The organism is Pseudomonas phoenicis (assembly GCF_047302395.1).
Taxonomy (GTDB): domain Bacteria; phylum Pseudomonadota; class Gammaproteobacteria; order Pseudomonadales; family Pseudomonadaceae; genus Aquipseudomonas.
In genome coordinates, this window is sequence record NZ_CP154852.1 from 4,655,810 (window position 1) to 4,672,123 (window position 16,314).

The 16,314-nt window shown below is 63.3% G+C and carries 17 protein-coding genes and 1 tRNA gene; 11 read left to right on the plus strand and 7 right to left on the minus strand.

The genetic code is table 11. The features are described from left to right. Positions 1-2 precede the first annotated feature (2 nt). From nuoK to nuoN, 4 genes are read left to right on the plus strand one after another with little or no spacing between them, the layout of a single operon-like run. Positions 3-311 (plus strand): NADH-quinone oxidoreductase subunit NuoK, encoded by a 309-nt coding sequence (gene nuoK / locus AA0Z93_RS21125; RefSeq protein WP_296268580.1) that lies wholly within the window; start codon positions 3-5, stop codon positions 309-311. After that, complete coding sequence (nuoL, locus tag AA0Z93_RS21130) at positions 308-2,161, plus strand: NADH-quinone oxidoreductase subunit L (RefSeq protein WP_413047050.1); 1,854 nt, start codon at positions 308-310, stop codon at positions 2,159-2,161. Before nuoK ends, nuoL begins: the two co-directional genes overlap by 4 nt. Before the next feature lie 49 nt (positions 2,162-2,210). Continuing rightward, positions 2,211-3,743: an NADH-quinone oxidoreductase subunit M gene (nuoM, locus tag AA0Z93_RS21135; protein WP_413047049.1), complete on the plus strand. Its 1,533-nt coding sequence runs from the start codon at positions 2,211-2,213 to the stop codon at positions 3,741-3,743. Between the two features lie 7 nt (positions 3,744-3,750). Continuing rightward, positions 3,751-5,220 (plus strand): NADH-quinone oxidoreductase subunit NuoN, encoded by a 1,470-nt coding sequence (gene nuoN, locus AA0Z93_RS21140; protein ID WP_413047048.1) that lies wholly within the window; start codon positions 3,751-3,753, stop codon positions 5,218-5,220. 55 nt (positions 5,221-5,275) lie between these two features. Here nuoN and AA0Z93_RS21145 read toward each other — a convergent pair whose 3' ends face one another. Further along, a complete protein-coding gene (locus AA0Z93_RS21145) occupies positions 5,276-5,542 on the minus strand; it encodes an ogr/Delta-like zinc finger family protein (RefSeq protein ID WP_413047047.1) in 267 nt (88 codons plus the stop codon). 201 nt (positions 5,543-5,743) lie between these two features. Here AA0Z93_RS21145 and AA0Z93_RS21150 point away from each other — a divergent pair, with 201 nt between their 5' ends. Beyond that, complete coding sequence (locus tag AA0Z93_RS21150) at positions 5,744-6,133, plus strand: helix-turn-helix domain-containing protein (RefSeq protein WP_413047046.1); 390 nt, start codon at positions 5,744-5,746, stop codon at positions 6,131-6,133. 64 nt (positions 6,134-6,197) lie between these two features. Here the strand turns inward: AA0Z93_RS21150 and AA0Z93_RS21155 are convergent, their stop codons facing one another. From AA0Z93_RS21155 to AA0Z93_RS21165, 3 genes are read right to left on the minus strand one after another with little or no spacing between them, the layout of a single operon-like run. Continuing rightward, positions 6,198-6,569, minus strand: coding sequence for a hypothetical protein (locus AA0Z93_RS21155; RefSeq protein ID WP_413047045.1), 372 nt, complete (start codon positions 6,567-6,569; stop codon positions 6,198-6,200). Next, entirely contained in the window at positions 6,562-6,933 is a 372-nt protein-coding gene (locus AA0Z93_RS21160) for a head completion/stabilization protein (RefSeq protein WP_413047044.1), read from the minus strand. Before AA0Z93_RS21160 ends, AA0Z93_RS21155 begins: the two co-directional genes overlap by 8 nt. After that, positions 6,923-7,192: a helix-turn-helix domain-containing protein gene (locus AA0Z93_RS21165; RefSeq protein ID WP_413047043.1), complete on the minus strand. Its 270-nt coding sequence runs from the start codon at positions 7,190-7,192 to the stop codon at positions 6,923-6,925. Before AA0Z93_RS21165 ends, AA0Z93_RS21160 begins: the two co-directional genes overlap by 11 nt. A gap of 218 nt (positions 7,193-7,410) precedes the next feature. Here AA0Z93_RS21165 and AA0Z93_RS21170 point away from each other — a divergent pair, with 218 nt between their 5' ends. Continuing rightward, positions 7,411-9,489, plus strand: coding sequence for a TonB-dependent receptor family protein (locus AA0Z93_RS21170; protein WP_413048386.1), 2,079 nt, complete (start codon positions 7,411-7,413; stop codon positions 9,487-9,489). A 51-nt stretch (positions 9,490-9,540) separates the two neighbouring features. Here the strand turns inward: AA0Z93_RS21170 and AA0Z93_RS21175 are convergent, their stop codons facing one another. Continuing rightward, positions 9,541-10,605: an AI-2E family transporter gene (locus AA0Z93_RS21175; RefSeq protein ID WP_413047042.1), complete on the minus strand. Its 1,065-nt coding sequence runs from the start codon at positions 10,603-10,605 to the stop codon at positions 9,541-9,543. A 120-nt stretch (positions 10,606-10,725) separates the two neighbouring features. Between AA0Z93_RS21175 and yegQ the strand changes: the two genes are divergently transcribed. The 3 genes from yegQ (at position 10,726) to AA0Z93_RS21190 (ending at position 13,032) form a co-directional block, all read left to right on the plus strand. After that, complete coding sequence (gene yegQ, locus AA0Z93_RS21180; protein ID WP_413047041.1) at positions 10,726-12,045, plus strand: tRNA 5-hydroxyuridine modification protein YegQ; 1,320 nt, start codon at positions 10,726-10,728, stop codon at positions 12,043-12,045. 121 nt (positions 12,046-12,166) lie between these two features. Continuing rightward, the gene (locus tag AA0Z93_RS21185; protein WP_413047040.1) at positions 12,167-12,595 is read left to right on the plus strand and encodes a DUF411 domain-containing protein; all 429 of its coding nucleotides are present in this window, start codon (positions 12,167-12,169) and stop codon (positions 12,593-12,595) included. Continuing rightward, entirely contained in the window at positions 12,595-13,032 is a 438-nt protein-coding gene (locus AA0Z93_RS21190) for a YqaA family protein (protein ID WP_413047039.1), read from the plus strand. Before AA0Z93_RS21185 ends, AA0Z93_RS21190 begins: the two co-directional genes overlap by 1 nt. Here AA0Z93_RS21190 and zapE read toward each other — a convergent pair. Then, positions 13,019-14,146, minus strand: a complete 1,128-nt coding sequence (zapE, locus tag AA0Z93_RS21195) for a cell division protein ZapE (RefSeq protein WP_413047038.1) — start codon at positions 14,144-14,146, stop codon at positions 13,019-13,021. The genes AA0Z93_RS21190 and zapE overlap by 14 nt on opposite strands. A gap of 127 nt (positions 14,147-14,273) precedes the next feature. Further along, positions 14,274-14,348: transfer RNA gene (locus tag AA0Z93_RS21200), tRNA-Gln, on the minus strand. A 274-nt stretch (positions 14,349-14,622) separates the two neighbouring features. On the opposite strand from AA0Z93_RS21200, the gene AA0Z93_RS21205 reads away from it, so the two are divergent. Continuing rightward, a complete protein-coding gene (locus AA0Z93_RS21205) occupies positions 14,623-14,880 on the plus strand; it encodes a hypothetical protein (protein WP_413047037.1) in 258 nt (85 codons plus the stop codon). 109 nt (positions 14,881-14,989) lie between these two features. Continuing rightward, complete coding sequence (locus tag AA0Z93_RS21210; protein ID WP_413047036.1) at positions 14,990-16,297, plus strand: protein kinase; 1,308 nt, start codon at positions 14,990-14,992, stop codon at positions 16,295-16,297. The last annotated feature ends 17 nt before the right edge of the window (positions 16,298-16,314 follow it).

Genomic DNA, 16,314 nt, shown 5'->3' on the forward strand with positions numbered 1-16,314 from the left:
TCATGGGTGCTATCCCTCTCGAGCACGGTCTGGCGGTCGCCGGCGTGCTGTTCTGTCTAGGACTGGTCGGCCTCATGGTCCGGCGCAACATTCTCTTCGTGCTCATGAGCCTGGAAGTCATGATGAACGCGTCTGCCCTGGCGTTCATCGTCGCCGGGGCCCGTTGGGTGCAACCCGACGGCCAGATCATGTTCATCCTGGTGATCAGCCTGGCGGCCGCCGAGGCCAGTATTGGCCTGGCGATCCTGCTGCAGCTGTATCGCCGCTTCCACACCCTCGACATCGATGCTGCCAGTGAGATGCGCGGATGAACCTACTCTTTCTGACTTTCGTCTTCCCCCTGATCGGCTTCCTGCTGCTGTCGTTCTCCCGCGGGCGCTTCTCCGAAAACCTGTCGGCGCTGATCGGCGTCGGCTCGGTCGGCCTTTCGGCGGCCGTGGCCGCCTACGTGATCTGGCAGTTCAACGTCGCTCCGCCCGCCGGCGGCGCATACAGCCAATTGCTGTGGCAGTGGATGTCGGTGGACGGTTTCGCACCGAACTTCACCCTGTACCTGGATGGCCTTTCGGTCACCATGCTGGGCGTGGTCACCGGCGTGGGCTTCCTCATCCACCTGTTCGCCTCTTGGTACATGCGCGGCGACACCGGCTATTCGCGGTTCTTCTCCTACACCAACCTGTTCATCGCCAGCATGCTGTTCCTGATCCTGGGCGACAACCTGCTGTTCATCTACTTCGGCTGGGAAGGCGTGGGCCTATGCTCGTACCTGTTGATCGGTTTCTACTACAGCAACCGCAACAACGGTAACGCCGCGCTCAAGGCGTTCATCGTCACCCGCATCGGCGACGTGTTCATGGCCATCGGCCTGTTCATCCTGTTCGCCCAGCTGGGCACCTTGAACGTGCAGGAACTGCTGGTGCTGGCACCGCAGAAATTCCAGGCCGGCGATACCTGGATGGTGCTTGCCACACTGATGCTGCTTGGCGGTGCGGTCGGCAAGTCCGCGCAGTTGCCGCTGCAAACCTGGTTGGCCGACGCCATGGCCGGCCCGACGCCGGTCTCGGCACTGATCCACGCCGCGACCATGGTCACGGCCGGCGTCTACCTGATCGCCCGCACCAATGGCCTGTTCCTGCTGGCCCCGGACATCCTCCACCTGGTGGGTGTGGTCGGCGGTGTGACCCTGGTGCTGGCCGGCTTCGCCGCGCTGGTGCAGACCGACATCAAGCGTATCCTCGCCTACTCGACCATGAGCCAGATCGGCTACATGTTCCTGGCCCTGGGCGTCGGCGCCTGGCAGGCGGCGATCTTCCACCTGATGACCCACGCCTTCTTCAAGGCCTTGCTGTTCCTCGCTTCGGGCTCGGTGATCAACGCCTGCCACCACGAGCAGAACATCTTCAAGATGGGCGGCCTGTGGAAGAAGCTGCCGCTGGCCTACGCCAGCTTCCTGGTCGGTGGCGCGGCGCTGGCGGCCTTGCCGATCATCACCGTGGGCTTCTATTCCAAGGACGAAATCCTCTGGGAAGCGTTCGCCAGCGGCAACAGCGGTCTGCTGTATGCCGGTCTGGTCGGCGCATTCATGACCTCGCTGTATACCTTCCGCCTGATCTTCATCGCCTTCCACGGCGAAGCCAAGACCGAGGCCCATGCCGGTCACGGTCTGGCCCACGGTTTGCCGCTGGGTGTGCTGATCGTGCTGTCGACCTTCATCGGTGCCTGGATTCATCCGCCATTGGCAGGCGTCCTGCCGGAAAGCGCCGGGCATGCCGGTGGTGAAGCGCAACACAGCCTGGAAATCGCCTCGGGCGCCATCGCCATCGCCGGTATCCTGCTGGCGGCCATGCTCTTCCTCGGCAAACGCCGCCTGGTCACCGCCGTGGCCAACAGCGGCATCGGGCGCTTCCTCTCGGCCTGGTGGTACGCCGCGTGGGGCTTCGACTGGCTGTACGACAAGCTGTTCGTCAAACCCTACCTGTGGATCAGCCATGTCCTGCGCAAGGACCCGGTCGACCGCACCATCGGTCTGGTACCGCGCCTGGCGCGTGGCGGACACGTGGCCATGAGCAAGACCGAGACCGGCCAGCTGCGCTGGTACACCGCTTCCATCGCCGTGGGCGCCGTACTGGTGCTCGGCGCTATCCTGGCGGCGGCGGTATGACCCTGAATCTTGCGAACCTTGCGACTCTGCGAAAGGAAACGAACCCGTCATGATTCTGCCTTGGCTGATCCTGATCCCCTTCATCGGCGGCCTCCTGTGCTGGCTGGCTGAGCGCTTCGGCGCCACCCTGCCGCGCTGGATCGCGCTGCTGACCATGTCCCTGCTGCTCGGCATCGGCCTGTGGCTGTGGGCCCACGGCGACTACACGCTCGCCCCCGCCCCCGGCGCGGAACCGGCCTGGGCCCTGGAATTCAAGGTCCAGTGGATCCAGCGCTTCGGCATCAGCGTGCACCTGGCGCTCGATGGCCTGTCGCTGCTGATGATCCTGCTGACCGGTCTGCTCGGCCTGCTGTCGGTGTTGTGTTCCTGGAAAGAGATCCAGGCCCACGTCGGCTTCTTCCATCTCAACCTGATGTGGATCCTCGGCGGCGTGGTCGGCGTGTTCCTGGCCCTGGACCTGTTCCTGTTCTTCTTCTTCTGGGAAATGATGCTGGTGCCGATGTATTTCCTCATCGCGCTCTGGGGCCACAGCTCGGCGGACGGCAAGAAAACGCGCATCTACGCGGCGACCAAGTTCTTCATCTTCACCCAGGCCAGCGGCCTGATCATGCTGGTGGCGATCCTGGGCCTGGTGTTGTTCAACTACAACGCCACGGGCGTGCTGACCTTCAACTACAGCGACCTGCTCAAGGCCGAACTGCCATCCGGCGTCGAGTACCTGCTGATGCTGGGCTTCTTCATCGCCTTCGCGGTGAAGCTGCCAGTGGTGCCCTTCCACTCCTGGCTGCCCGACGCCCACGCCCAGGCGCCGACCGCAGGTTCCGTGGACCTGGCCGGTATCCTGCTCAAGACGGCGGCCTATGGCCTGCTGCGCTTCGCGCTGCCGCTGTTCCCCAACGCTTCGGCCGAGTTCGCGCCGATCGCCATGACCCTCGGCCTGATCGGCATCTTCTACGGCGCCTTCCTGGCCTTCGCACAGACCGACATCAAGCGCCTGATCGCCTTCTCCAGCGTCTCGCACATGGGCTTCGTGCTGATCGGCATTTACTCGGGCAGCCAGCAAGCGCTGCAAGGCGCGGTGATCCAGATGCTCGCCCACGGCCTGTCGGCGGCGGCGCTGTTCATCCTTTCCGGCCAGCTCTACGAGCGTTTGCACACCCGTGACATGCGCCAGATGGGTGGGCTGTGGCATCGCATCGCCTACCTGCCGGCCATTAGCCTGTTCTTCGCCGCCGCGTCCCTGGGGTTGCCGGGCACCGGCAACTTCGTCGGCGAGTTCCTGATCCTGATCGGCAGCTTCGCCCAGGTGCCATGGATCACCGTGATCGCCACCACGGGGCTTGTGTTCGGTTCGGTGTACTCGCTGATCATGATCCACCGCGCCTACTTCGGCCCGTCCAAGGGCGATACCGTGCTGGCTGGCATGGATGGCCGCGAGCTCACCATGGTGCTGGGCCTGGCGGTCCTGCTGATCGTGCTTGGCGTGTATCCGCAGCCGTTCCTCGACACTTCTGCCGCCACCATGAGCGGTGTGCAGCAGTGGCTCGGTTCCGCTTTCACTCAACTCGCTTCGGCCCGGTAAGAGCGTTATGGAATTCACCACTCAACACTTCATCGCACTGGCGCCGATGCTGATCACTACCATCACCACCGTCGTGGTGATGCTGGCGATCGCTTGGAAGCGCAACCATTCACAAACCTTCCTGTTGTCCACCATCGGTTTGAACCTGGCGCTGCTGTCGATCATTCCGGCCATGAAGGTCGCGCCTTTGGCAGTGACCGGCCTGATCACCATCGACTACTTCGCCTGCCTCTACATGGCCTTGATGCTGGTGGCGACCCTGGCGTGCGTGACGCTGGCGCATGCCTACTTGGGTGAAGGCGCCACCGGTTATCCCGGCAACCGCGAAGAGCTGTACCTGCTGCTGTTGATGTCAGCCTTGGGCGGTCTGGTGCTGGTCAGCGCCAACCATCTGGCAGGGCTGTTCATCGGCCTCGAGCTGCTGTCGGTGCCGGTCTATGGTCTGGTGGCCTACGCGTTCTTCAACAAGCGTTCGTTGGAAGCGGGTATCAAATACATGGTGTTGTCGGCGGCTGGCTCTGCGTTCCTGCTGTTCGGTATGGCGCTGCTGTATGCCGATGCCGGCAGCCTGAGCTTCGCCGGGATCGGCAAGGCGCTGGCGAGCACCGGCATGCCGAGCCTGCTGGCGCAACTGGGCTTGGGCATGATGCTGGTGGGCCTGGCCTTCAAGCTGTCGCTGGTACCCTTCCACCTCTGGACCCCGGATGTCTACGAAGGCGCTCCGGCGCCGGTGGCAGCTTTCCTTGCAACCGCCAGCAAGGTAGCGGTGTTCGCCGTGGTGGTACGCCTGTTCATGTTGTCGCCAGCCGCCAGCAGCGGTGTGCTGAGCACCGTCCTGGCCGTGATCGCGGTGGCGTCGATTCTGATCGGCAACCTGCTGGCCCTGACCCAGAGCAACCTCAAGCGTCTGCTCGGTTACTCGTCGATCGCCCACTTCGGCTACCTGCTGATCGCCCTGGTGGCGAGCAAGGGCCTGGCCGTGGAAGCGATGGGCGTGTACCTGGTCACCTACGTGATCACCAGCCTGGGTGCGTTCGGCGTCATCACGTTGATGTCTTCGCCTTACGCCGGCCGCGACGCCGACGCGCTGTACGAATACCGCGGCCTGTTCTGGCGCCGGCCGTACCTGACCGCCGTGCTGACCGTAATGATGCTGTCGCTGGCCGGCATTCCGCTCACGGCGGGCTTCATCGGCAAGTTCTACATCATCGCCACTGGCGTACAGTCGCAGCTGTGGTGGTTGACCGGCGCCCTGGTGGTCGGTAGCGCCATCGGTGTGTACTACTACCTGCGGGTAATGGTGACCCTGTACCTGGCCGAACCCAATCTGCGTCGCCACGACGCGCCGCTCAAGTGGGAGCAGCGCACCGGTGGCGTGATGCTGCTGGCCATCGCCATTCTGGCCTTCGTTCTGGGCGTCTACCCGCAGCCGTTGCTGGACCTCGTCCAACAGGCCGGGCTGCCGCTACTGGGCTGAGTCCCAGACGCACTACGCAAAACACCCCGCCTCGGCGGGGTGTTTTTTTTTGATTTCAGCGTCCGTTGCCAGCGCCTTCCGCGTCTTTGATCAAGGCCGCCTGACGCAGCGCGCGGTCGGCTTTGGGCAGACTGACATCGGGGTTGGGCATCCCGCTGGGGGACAGCTCGTGGGTCATCTCGAACTCGGCACGCACCGACCAACCACAGGCTTCTGCCGAGCATTGCAGATAGGCGATACGCAAGAAGATATGTTTCCCCTCACTGGTGCGAATCCTCATGCGGCTGTGGCAATGCGGGCAAACCAGACGGTACCCGCTCACGAATGGCTCCACCGACGATCGGTCGATGCCATTGCATATAAGTTATTTCCGCAATTTGTGTCAGTATTCTTGAATAGTGCGAGTTCAAGGCTCGGATCTTTGATGCGCATAGCAGCGGTTCCCGACTCAATTGTGAGAGAAGTATTTGTAACGAGTAGTTTACGCTCAGGAAAAGCCGTTAACTAGTCATGGATATTCAAAATGAGTAATACCTCAGTAAGTCTCTTGCTCGTACGACTGAAAGTTCTGACCCAATCAGACAGCGATGCTCAGCTATCGAAAGCGCTCAAGATCAGTCCTCAGACCCTGAGCAGCTGGAAAGTGCGCGACAGCATTCCATACGCATTTTGCGTAGATATCGCGCGTGCCTACGCATGCTCCTTGGACTGGCTGCTGTTGGGCGAGGGAGAGCCGCAACGCGCCCCCAGCGGCCTCGATGAGTGGGAAAGCACGTTGCTGGCACAGTTGCGCACCCTCACCCAGCCTGACCGCCAGGCAATTTTGATTCAGGTTCAAGACAAGCAACGCTTGCAGCAACTGGAACGACAGGTGCAGTCGCTGCATGCGCAGTTGAGTGAAATGCGTGCCTGATCGACACCCTTGCGCCGCTGTGTAAGACCGGCAGCTGCGCGACTCACCCTGGGCGCTTCCCGCTTCAGCTTCGACGCCGTAGCCGTTGCAACAGCTCGTGCAGATCCAGACCATCGAGCCACACCATGACCTTCAAGCTGATCGGAATCACCACCACCGCTGCCGAAAACGCGGCCATGCCGCTGGACAGCATCGGCGCAAAACCTTGAATCAACGGCTCGAACAGGCATCCCACACCCGCACTGAGCACCATCAGTACCAGGCTTTTGCGCACCGAGCGCCGTGAGCCCGCACCGAGCATCAACCACACCTTCATGCGTCCTCTGGCCAGACTGACCAACAATGCGCCCAGTGCAGCGCCGAACACCACGCGCGGATCGACATCCAGCAAGGCCACGGCTTGCTTACAAGCCTGGACCAGCGATTCATCAGCCATGGCTCACCTCCGCACGGTTTCGGCCCGGATGGGATACGACACACAAAGCGCGCCGGGTCGCTCGTTCCAGGTACTGCAAGTAGCAGCGCGACAGCGCCCGGCCCGTGGCGTGTCCGGCAAGGTCGTCCAGGCGCTTGAAGCCGCGAGCGCGCAGTGCTCGACGCCATTCGGCGAACTCTTGGGCCGCAGTGATGGCCGCGCTGCACGCGGCCAGGTGCAGCTGCGCGTCGCTGACCGACGCGTGCAACGCCAGCCGCGCGCGCAAGGTGTCGAGGTCCACCCGTGGCCAGAACGGGTCGTGGTGATCGGCATAGCGCTTGATGCCATCGACAGACGGATCGGGCGGGCCTGCTTCAGCGCTCATCATGCGTCTCCTCGGGATCGCCCAGCAGCTTGTAGCGGATGGCCTTGATCACAGCAGCTACCCGCGTCTCGACATCGAATTTGCGCAGGATGTTGCCGACATGGAAATTCACCGTCGACTCCTTGCAGCCCAGGATCTGGCCAATTTCCCAGGAGGTCTTGCCGTAGGCACACCAAAGCAGAACTTGCTGCTCACGCGGCGTCAGACGGATGGTCGGTTCAGGCTGCCGGTTTGTCTGGAGAGTGGATGCACTGTGCATGGTCGAGCTCCGCAAGCGTAAGGCCATCCCATAGCGGGACAGCGAGGCAGCCAGCTTACGAAGCCGACGAGCCAAGGCTCCATCGTCAGCGCTTGTAGAAGCCGCGCTCACAAGCATGACTTCACCTGTACTGCGCGATCGCCGAAAAAGCCGTGCTTCGACGGCGCTTTCGCGCGTCTCAACGCCACTGCCCGCTTGCCATCGCTTGGAGTTGCATGATGCGCCCCGCCCTACCCCTGTTCCTACTCGCCCTGCTGCCCGTTGCGGCCGGTGCCGCCGATAGCGTCCCCCTGGAGCTGGACCAGGTGCTGATCGACGACGCCAGCACTGAGCAGGAACGCGCCGCGGCGCGTCTACAGGCTCAGCCCGGCGCCAGCAATCTGGTCGATCTGGAGCACGTGGAGCAGGGCCGCGTTTCGACCAACCAAGACGTACTGGCCTACCAGCCAGGGGTGTTCGCCCAATCGGCCGGCAACGAGGGCATCAAGCTGTCGATTCGCGGCTCCGGCATCAACCGCGCACCGGGCGCGCACGGTTCGGGTGTGTACGCGATGTTCGACGGTCTGCCGCTGACCGGCCCCGGTGGCACCCCTTACGAACTGCTCGAGCCGCTGTGGCTGAACCGCGTAGAGGTGCTGCGCGGTGCCAACGGCATGCAACGCGGTGCCCTGGCCCTGGGCGGCGCGGTGAACTACATCACCCACACCGGCTACGATGCCGCGCCTTTGCAGGTGCGCTACGAGGTCGGCAGCCGCGGCTACAGCCACCGCCAGATCAGCTCGGGGCAGGTGCTGGGCGACCTCGACTATTACGTGGCGTTGACCGACATGCACTATGACGGCTACCAGACCCACAGCGAGGGACGCGCCAAGGGCGTAGCCGCCAACCTCGGCTATCGGTTCAACGCCAACCTGGAGACGCGCTTCTATCTGCGCTACCGCGAGACCGACAACCAACTGGCCGGACGCCTGACCCAGGCGCAGATCAAGCACGACCCACGTGGCGCCAACCCGGTCTACCTGCGCCGCGACGCCAGCCGCCCACAACCGGGCAGCACGTGGCTGGCGAACAAGACCACTTACACCTTCGACGACGATTCGAGCCTGGTGGCAGGGCTGGTCTACCACGATTTCCCCATGGACCTGCGCGAAGGCCCCAATCGCCTGAAGGTGGCCTACAGCGATGTCAGCGGCACCCTGGACTATCACCGCCGCGACACCCTCGCCGGGCATCAGAGCAACACCACCTTGGGCTGGCGCACCAGCAAGCATCTGCCCAATACCGGTGCTTCGGAATTCGTCCGCGTACCGGAAGCGTCCAACGGCTTGCGCCCGATAGGCACACGCACGCGCGATTTCAGCTACCAGGGCTCGGACACCGTCCTGCACCTGAGCAACGATCTGGAGTTGCGTCCCGACCTGTGGCTGTCCACGGGTCTGGCCATGATCTACACGCGGCGTGAAAGCGACGTCAGCTATCCGGCCGCAGGCGGCAAGGTCAGCCAGCATGACTGGGACTATGCGCCACGCATCGGCCTGCGCTACGACATCGACCCCGATCTGCAGGTGTTCGGCAATCTCAGCCGCTCGGTCGAGCCGCCGCATCCGTGGTCGTTGATCTGGAGCTCTCCGCCGGTAGCCGGCGGGCAGATCCAACCCATCGAAATGCGCAACCAGACAGCCACCACCTTCGAGCTGGGCGCGCGTGGCGACGCGGCCTTTGGCCGCTGGGACCTGGCCTGGTACTACGCCCAAGTGCGCCACGAACTGCTCGCGGTAGAGTTGGTGCCCAATATCAGCACGGCCGAGTTCAATGCCAGCCCCACCGTACACCAGGGCGTGGAAGCCGGCCTCGACAGCACGCTCTGGCAGCGTGCCGACGGTGGCCGTCTGGGTTTACGCCAGGCATACACCTACAGCGACTTCCATTACCGCAACGACGCGCGCTTTGGCAGCAATCGCTTGCCAGGACTGCCCATGCACTACTACCAAGGCGAACTGCGCTACGACTGGCCGAGCGGCTTCTTTGCGGCGGCCAACACGCAGTTGGCCTCCAAGGTTCAGGTGGACTACGCCAACAGCCGGCATGCCGAGGCCTATGCCGTGTTTGGCGCACGCTTGGGCTGGAATTCGCCCAAGCAGGATTGGCAGACCTGGCTCGACCTGCGCAATGTGGGTGGCGAACGTTATTCGGCTACGGTGACGCCAGGTTTCGACGACAACGGTCAGGACGTGGCCCGCTCGACACCGGGTGAGGGTCGAGCGGCCTATGTGGGAGTGTCCTACAGCTTCAGATGAACGAGGCGGAAGGCAATTGGCTCCGGCATCGGAATGCCGACCACCCGCGGCTTAGTCGGGCAGGTTCACCTTGGGCTTGTGCGAAGAGAAGATTGCCCAGCTTGAGATGAACAGTGCTGCGATCAGCGGCCCGATCACGAAGCCGTTGAGACCGAACACCGCCATACCGCCCAAGGTCGAGACCAGAATCAGGTAGTCCGGCATGCGTGTGTCTTTGCCCACCAGGATCGGGCGCAGTATGTTATCGACCAGACCGATCACCAGCACACAGAAGGCCGTCAGGACGATGGCCTGCCAGTACATGCCCACGGCCAGGAAATACAGCGCCACCGGCCCCCAGACGATGCCTGCGCCGACTGCGGGCAGCAGCGACAGGAAGGCCATCAGCACGGCCCAGACCAGCGCGCTGGGAATGTCGAGCAGCCAGAAGATCACGCCGCCCAGGGCGCCCTGGGTGATTGCCACCACCAGGTTGCCTTTGACGGTGGCACGCACTACGCGATTGAACTTGAGTTGCAGGCGACGCTTCTGGTCTTCGGGCAGGGGCACAGCCTGACGGATCTTGCGCGCGGTTTCCGGTCCTTCGCGCAGAAAGAAGAACAGCACATAAAGCATGATGCCGAAGCTGACGATGAAGTCGAACGTGCCCTGGCCAAAGCTGAAGGCCTGGGTCGCGAAGTATTGGCTGCCCTGGCTGGCGAACTGCGTGATCTTCTGCCGCAACCCGTCTAGGTTGCCTACACCGAGGCGGTCCAGGCCGTTCTGCGCGAAGCTCGGCAACATGTGCTTGCCTTGCTCGATATAACCGGCGATGTCCAGGTTGCCGCTCTGGATGCGCTGGTACAGCGAGGCCCCTTCCTGCACCAGCAGGCCGCTGATGACGATCACCGGCAAGACGGCGATGGTCAGGCAGATCGCCAATGTGGCCCCTGCCGCCAGGTTGCGGCGCTTGTTGAAACGCATGAGCATTCTGCGCTGCATCGGGGCGAAGATGACCGCCAGCACTACGGCCCAGAACATGGCGCCATAGTACGGCAGCAGAATCCAGATGAAGGCGATGGTGACTGCGGCCAGCAGTACGGTCAGCGCCTTGTTCTGCAACAGGGTTTCGTTCATGAAGATTCCTCGAGAATTCACCCCATTAGTGCATGGCGCGCGGGCAAAAGTGCCGTTGATGCAGATCAATACTCTGGCCTCTGGCCAGCCTTAGCATTCGCGCCTTTTGCCAGGTGCGCCATGACCCTCCCGACCAAGCCCGAATTGCTGGCGCCTGCCGGCAGCCTGCAGACCTTGCGCTATGCCTTCGCCTACGGTGCCGACGCCGTGTATGCCGGCCAACCGCGCTACAGCCTGCGGGTGCGTAACAACGATTTCGACCACCAGACGCTGGCTCAGGGCATCGCCGAGGCCCACGCGCTGGGCAAGCGGCTGTATGTGGTGGTGAACATCGCGCCGCACAACGCCAAGCTCAAGACGTTCCTCAAGGACCTGGCGCCGGTAATCGCCATGGGGCCGGATGCGCTGATCATGTCCGATCCCGGCTTGATCATGCTGGTGCGCGAGCACTACCCGCAGGTGCCGGTGCACCTGTCGGTGCAGGCCAATACGGTGAACTGGGCCAGCGTGCGGTTCTGGCAGGGCCTGGGATTGACGCGGGTGATCCTGTCGCGCGAGCTGTCGCTGGAGGAGATCGAAGAGATCCGTCAACAGGTGCCGGATATGGAACTGGAAGTCTTCGTGCACGGTGCTTTGTGCATGGCCTATTCCGGGCGCTGCCTGCTGTCTGGCTACCTCAATCGGCGTGACGCCAACCAAGGTAGCTGCACCAACGCCTGTCGCTGGAAATACCAGGCCAGCGCTGCGAGCGAAAACGTCACCGGCGAGATCGTGCGTCAGGTCGAACCCACCCTGGGCCTGGGCGCCCCCAGCGAACAGGTCTTTCTGCTGCAGGAGAGCAATCGCCCCGACGAGGCCATGCCCGCCTTCGAGGACGAACACGGCACCTACATCATGAATGCCAAGGACCTGCGCGCCGTGCACCATGTGGCTCGCCTGGCTGCAATGGGTGTGCATTCGCTGAAGATCGAGGGTCGTACCAAGTCGCACTTCTACTGCGCCCGTACCGTGCAGGTCTACCGCCGGGCCATCGACGACGCGGCCGCCGGCAAGCCGTTCGACCGCAGCCTGATGGACGACCTCGAATCGCTCGCCCAGCGCGGTTACACCGAAGGCTTTCTACGCCGCCATGTACATGACGAATACCAGAACTACCAGCGTGGCAATTCGGTATCCGAACGCCAGCAGTTCGTCGGCGAGCTGACTGGCCTGCGGGTCGAAGGGCTGGCCGAGGTCCGGGTGAAGAACCGCTTCGCCTTGGGCGACCACCTGGAACTGATGACGCCTGGCGGCAACTACCACTTCGACCTGTACCACCTACGCGACAAGCAACGACACGCCATCGAAGTCGCGCCCGGGGACGGCCACGTGGTGTATCTGCCGATTCCGGAGCAGGTGCCGCTGGCGTTCGGCTTGTTGCTGCGCGATTTGCGTACCTGACAATTCGGTCATCTGGCGCTCAGCTGGCTGACATCCTGGTCCAGTGACAATGCCCCGGCTGGGCCCTATGCTCGCCACCGATTCGGTGACCCCAAGACCTGCGTCGGGAGGCGCTTCGACCATGCTGCGCAAACACCTGTTCACCCTCGCCCTGCTCGCCGCCGCCGGAGTCGCTCAGGCGGCGCAGACGGTCGATGTCCACCGCGATCCCAACTGTGGCTGCTGCAAGCAGTGGATAGACCATCTGCGCGCCAACGGCTTCAGCGTCAACGACCATGTGCAGCCGCAGATGAGCGAGCTCAAGCATCGCCTGGGCGTGGCGCCGCGCCTGGCTTCGTGCCACACGGCGGTGATCGACGGCAAGTTCGTCGAGGGCCATGTGCCGGCCGAACAGATCCACGCATTGCTGGCCCGCGACGACCTCAAAGGCATCGCCGTACCTGGCATGCCGGTTGGCTCGCCAGGCATGGAGATGGGGGAGCGCAAAGACGCCTACCAGGTGATCGGCCTGACCCACGACAGCAAGGACGTGACGGTCGCCGAATACTGATGCTGGCCTGGGCCGCGCTGTTCTTCAGCGCTTTCGGCGCAGCCACCCTGCTGCCATTGCAGTCCGAGGCCGTGCTGGCAAGCCTGCTGCTGCGCGAGCCGCAGGCATGGATAGGCCTGCTGCTGGTGGCCACGCTCGGCAATGTGCTGGGGTCGCTGGTGAACTGGTGGCTGGGGCGGATCATCGAGCGCCTGCGCCACCGCCGCTGGTTTCCATTCGACGCAGGCCAGCTCGAACGCGCACAACAGCGCTATCGGCGCTGGGGCGCCTGGTCGCTGCTGTTGAGCTGGGTGCCGGTGATCGGCGACCCGCTGACCTTGATCGCCGGTATCCTGCGCGAACCGCTCTGGCGCTTCGTGTTGCTGGTGACCCTGGCCAAGGGCGGCCGTTACCTGCTAGTCGCGCTGCTGACCTTCGGCGTATTCAAGGCTGGTTGACTGTGCAGGGAAAACGTTGCAGTTGCATTTCGCGCAGCCGACTCAGGGTGCGCTGGTAGGGAAAGGCCAGATAGCCTTCGGTATAGAGCTGGTCCAACGGCACGGCGGCTTGCAGATACAGCGCCACACGGCGGTCGTAGCACTCGTCGACCAAGGCGATGAAGCGGCGCACGCTGTCGTCCTTGGGCGCCAGGGCGGGTAGATGGCGGTCGCCTGCCGCGACCTTCTCGACCCCGTCCTCTGTACCACGGGCAATGCGCCCGGCTCGCTGAGTGCCGCTCAGGCAGGGCACGCCTTCGACCAGGAGCGTCGCGAACTGGTCGCACAGGGCCATGAAGTCGGTCGCGGCCAGTGGCTGCGCGCACACGGCGTCGAAGTGACACCAAAGCACGCTGCCGCTGCGCCGGAGCACTTCGAGGCGTCGGGTGCCGATGCTCACCGCAGCGCTACTCACTGGTTGGTCCTCACTCAAGCGGTCGAACACATGCTGCAGCGCCCTGTCCTTCCCAGGTTCGGCAACCCAGTAGCGCTGAAGAGGAGTGCCGGGATGCAAGCGGTGATCCTGCCCTCCCGCCACCTGCACGACCTGCATGTGCCGCTGCATGGCGGTGATGGCGGGCACGAATCGCTGGCGGTTGAAGCCGTCGCTGTACAGCTGTTCGGGCGGCTGGTTCGACGTGGCGACGATCACCACACCCTCGTCGAACAACGCCTGGAACAGCCGACCCAACAGCATGGCATCACCGATATCGCTGACGAACAGTTCGTCGAAGCACAGCACGCGAATGTCGCGGGCCAAGGACTCGGCCAGTGCTGCCAACGGGTCAGCGGTGCCACTGAGCTGAAACAGGCGCTGATGCACCCAGGCCATGAAATGGTGAAAGTGCTGGCGCTGTGCGGGTACGGCCAAGGTGCGATGGAACAGGTCCATCAGCCAGGTCTTACCGCGCCCCACCGGTCCCCACAGATATACGCCCTGAACCTGGCGGCCCGAGTGCAGCGCTTCGAAGCAGGCTTGCAGCGCCTCGACGGCGCTCGCCTGGGCAGCGTCCGCCACGATTTCGCCCTGCGTCAGCGCGTTGCGGTACTGGGCGAGCGGGCTTTGTTGGGGCATGCCAGGGGCCTTGGGGAAAGTGCTTGATGTCACCACACCTGTATCGCGACCACAGGCATCAAAAAAAGCGGACGCAAAAAAACCCACCATCAGCTGTGGCTGTGGCGAGCAGGAAACATTGGAAAAATGGCAGGGGCGGCTGGATTCGAACCAACGCATGGCAGGATCAAAACCTGCTGCCTTACCGCTTGGCGACGCCCCTGTATCGATTCGACGGTGCTGCACTGTCGGATTGATCATTCCTGCTGCTGACAACCTTCGTTGTCCAGGAATGCGTGGCACTTTAACAGCGACGTCTCGATCTGTGAAGCCTCAATCACGAAAATATTTCCAAAAAACAGCGAGTTACCGGAACGGCAGGCATAGCGTGACAAGCCTAGTACCGTTCATCGGTTTTTCTGTCCGCTTCGCTTAACAACGGCGTGATTGTCCATTCCAACACTGTGAATGACTTCAGTGCTCATCAGGAGGATGCCATGCCCGTTTCACACGATCTGTATCAGGATCTGCAATACCCGCGCGAGATCGTCCAGCAGCGCCGCCAGCAGGACGCCCAGTTGGACCGCCTGCTGGACGAATACATGGACATCGACAACCAGGTACTGGCTGCCGAGTCCATTTCGGCCGGCAACTTCGTCGACGAGGATCTGCGCCACCTCAAAGAACGCCGCCTTGCCGTCAAGTACATGATCGAGAGCCAGCTGGAACGTAAAGACCTCCAGGTACGCAGCTGACCCTGCACACCCGACATTTACGTCTCCTGAGCATGTTTGCCCGTTCGCTTGGCCGTCGCGGTGGCGCCCCGGTATCATGCCGGTCCCACCGCGATCTGGCTTCTGGCTCATGCACACCCTCGACGATCTTCACGCCGGCCGCCTGCACGGCGTGACACGCCTCGACCTCAGCGCCCAGCTGAGCGAATTTCCGCCCGAGATCTTCGAGTTGGCCGACAGCCTGGAAGTGTTGAACCTCACGGGCAACCAGCTGAGCAGCCTTCCGCACGACCTGCATCGCCTCAAGCGGCTCAAAGTACTGTTCTGCTCGCACAACCGCTTCATCGAACTGCCCCACGGGCTGGACCAATGCACCCAACTGCACACCCTGGGTTTCAGAAACAACCGCATCGCCCACGTCGACGAGCAGGCCCTGCCCCCTGGATTGCGCGCCCTGATCCTTACCGACAATGCGCTGACCACCTTGCCCGATGCCCTGGGCGCGTGCCGACACCTGCAAAAGCTGATGCTCACCGGCAATCGGCTGGAAGCGTTGCCAGAAAGCCTTGAACGATGCCAAGGCCTGGAGTTGCTGCGCATCGCCAACAATCGCTTGCCTGCCCTACCCGACTGGCTGCTGCGCATGCCCCGTCTGGCCTGGCTGGCCTATGCCGGCAATCCGCTGCCAGTGCGCTCGCAGACCCCAGCCGCGGACAAGGACTACCCGCAGATCCCGTGGTCGGCGCTGACCCTGCAAGCGGAACTGGGACGGGGCGCCTCCGGCGTCGTTCATCAAGCCAGCTGGGCAGGTCGAACCGCTCCTGTGGCGGTCAAGCTCTACAAGGGTGCGATCACCAGCGACGGCTCGCCCCAGGCGGAGATGGACGCGTGCCTGGCCGCCGCCGACCATCCGAATCTGGTAGAGGTGCTCGGCCGCGTCGTCGACCACCCCGAACAGGTGCCAGCCTTGGTCATGCACCGCATAGACAGCCATTGGCGCAACCTGGGCGGCCCTCCGAGCCTGGACAGTTGCACCCGCGATCGCTACGACACGGCACTGCGCCTGGGCTTGCCGGCGCTGCTACGGCTGCTCGCAGGTGTGGCTTCTGCCGCCGCCCACCTGCACGCTCAAGGCCTGCTGCACGGTGACCTGTATGCCCACAATATTCTGTTCGCACCGAACGGGCAGTGCCTGCTCACCGACTTTGGCGCTGCCTCGTTCTACCCTGCAGGCGAAGCGTCGGGCCAAGCATTGGAAGCGTTGGAAGTGCGCGCGTTCGGCATTCTCATGCAGGAATTGCTCAGTCTGGAGCAGCCGCTGGACGCCGAGTTGCACGCCTTGACCGAGCGCTGCATGCAGGCTACGGGCGCACAGCGTCCACGCTTTGCGCACCTGGCCGCAGCGTTGAGCCAACGTGCGGCCAGCGCCCAACACTGATCTGCCCACGAGCACCC

Coding starts and splice junctions, on each gene's coding strand:
- nuoK (WP_296268580.1), top strand. CDS start 3: ATGGGTGCTATCCCTCTCGAGCACGGTCTGGCGGTCGCCGGCGTGCTG.
- nuoL (WP_413047050.1), top strand. CDS start 308: ATGAACCTACTCTTTCTGACTTTCGTCTTCCCCCTGATCGGCTTCCTG.
- nuoM (WP_413047049.1), top strand. CDS start 2,211: ATGATTCTGCCTTGGCTGATCCTGATCCCCTTCATCGGCGGCCTCCTG.
- nuoN (WP_413047048.1), top strand. CDS start 3,751: ATGGAATTCACCACTCAACACTTCATCGCACTGGCGCCGATGCTGATC.
- AA0Z93_RS21150 (WP_413047046.1), top strand. CDS start 5,744: ATGAGTAATACCTCAGTAAGTCTCTTGCTCGTACGACTGAAAGTTCTG.
- AA0Z93_RS21155 (WP_413047045.1), bottom strand. CDS start 6,569: ATGGCTGATGAATCGCTGGTCCAGGCTTGTAAGCAAGCCGTGGCCTTG.
- AA0Z93_RS21160 (WP_413047044.1), bottom strand. CDS start 6,933: ATGAGCGCTGAAGCAGGCCCGCCCGATCCGTCTGTCGATGGCATCAAG.
- AA0Z93_RS21165 (WP_413047043.1), bottom strand. CDS start 7,192: ATGCACAGTGCATCCACTCTCCAGACAAACCGGCAGCCTGAACCGACC.
- AA0Z93_RS21170 (WP_413048386.1), top strand. CDS start 7,411: ATGCGCCCCGCCCTACCCCTGTTCCTACTCGCCCTGCTGCCCGTTGCG.
- AA0Z93_RS21175 (WP_413047042.1), bottom strand. CDS start 10,605: ATGAACGAAACCCTGTTGCAGAACAAGGCGCTGACCGTACTGCTGGCC.
- yegQ (WP_413047041.1), top strand. CDS start 10,726: ATGACCCTCCCGACCAAGCCCGAATTGCTGGCGCCTGCCGGCAGCCTG.
- AA0Z93_RS21185 (WP_413047040.1), top strand. CDS start 12,167: ATGCTGCGCAAACACCTGTTCACCCTCGCCCTGCTCGCCGCCGCCGGA.
- AA0Z93_RS21190 (WP_413047039.1), top strand. CDS start 12,595: ATGCTGGCCTGGGCCGCGCTGTTCTTCAGCGCTTTCGGCGCAGCCACC.
- zapE (WP_413047038.1), bottom strand. CDS start 14,146: ATGCCCCAACAAAGCCCGCTCGCCCAGTACCGCAACGCGCTGACGCAG.
- AA0Z93_RS21205 (WP_413047037.1), top strand. CDS start 14,623: ATGCCCGTTTCACACGATCTGTATCAGGATCTGCAATACCCGCGCGAG.
- AA0Z93_RS21210 (WP_413047036.1), top strand. CDS start 14,990: ATGCACACCCTCGACGATCTTCACGCCGGCCGCCTGCACGGCGTGACA.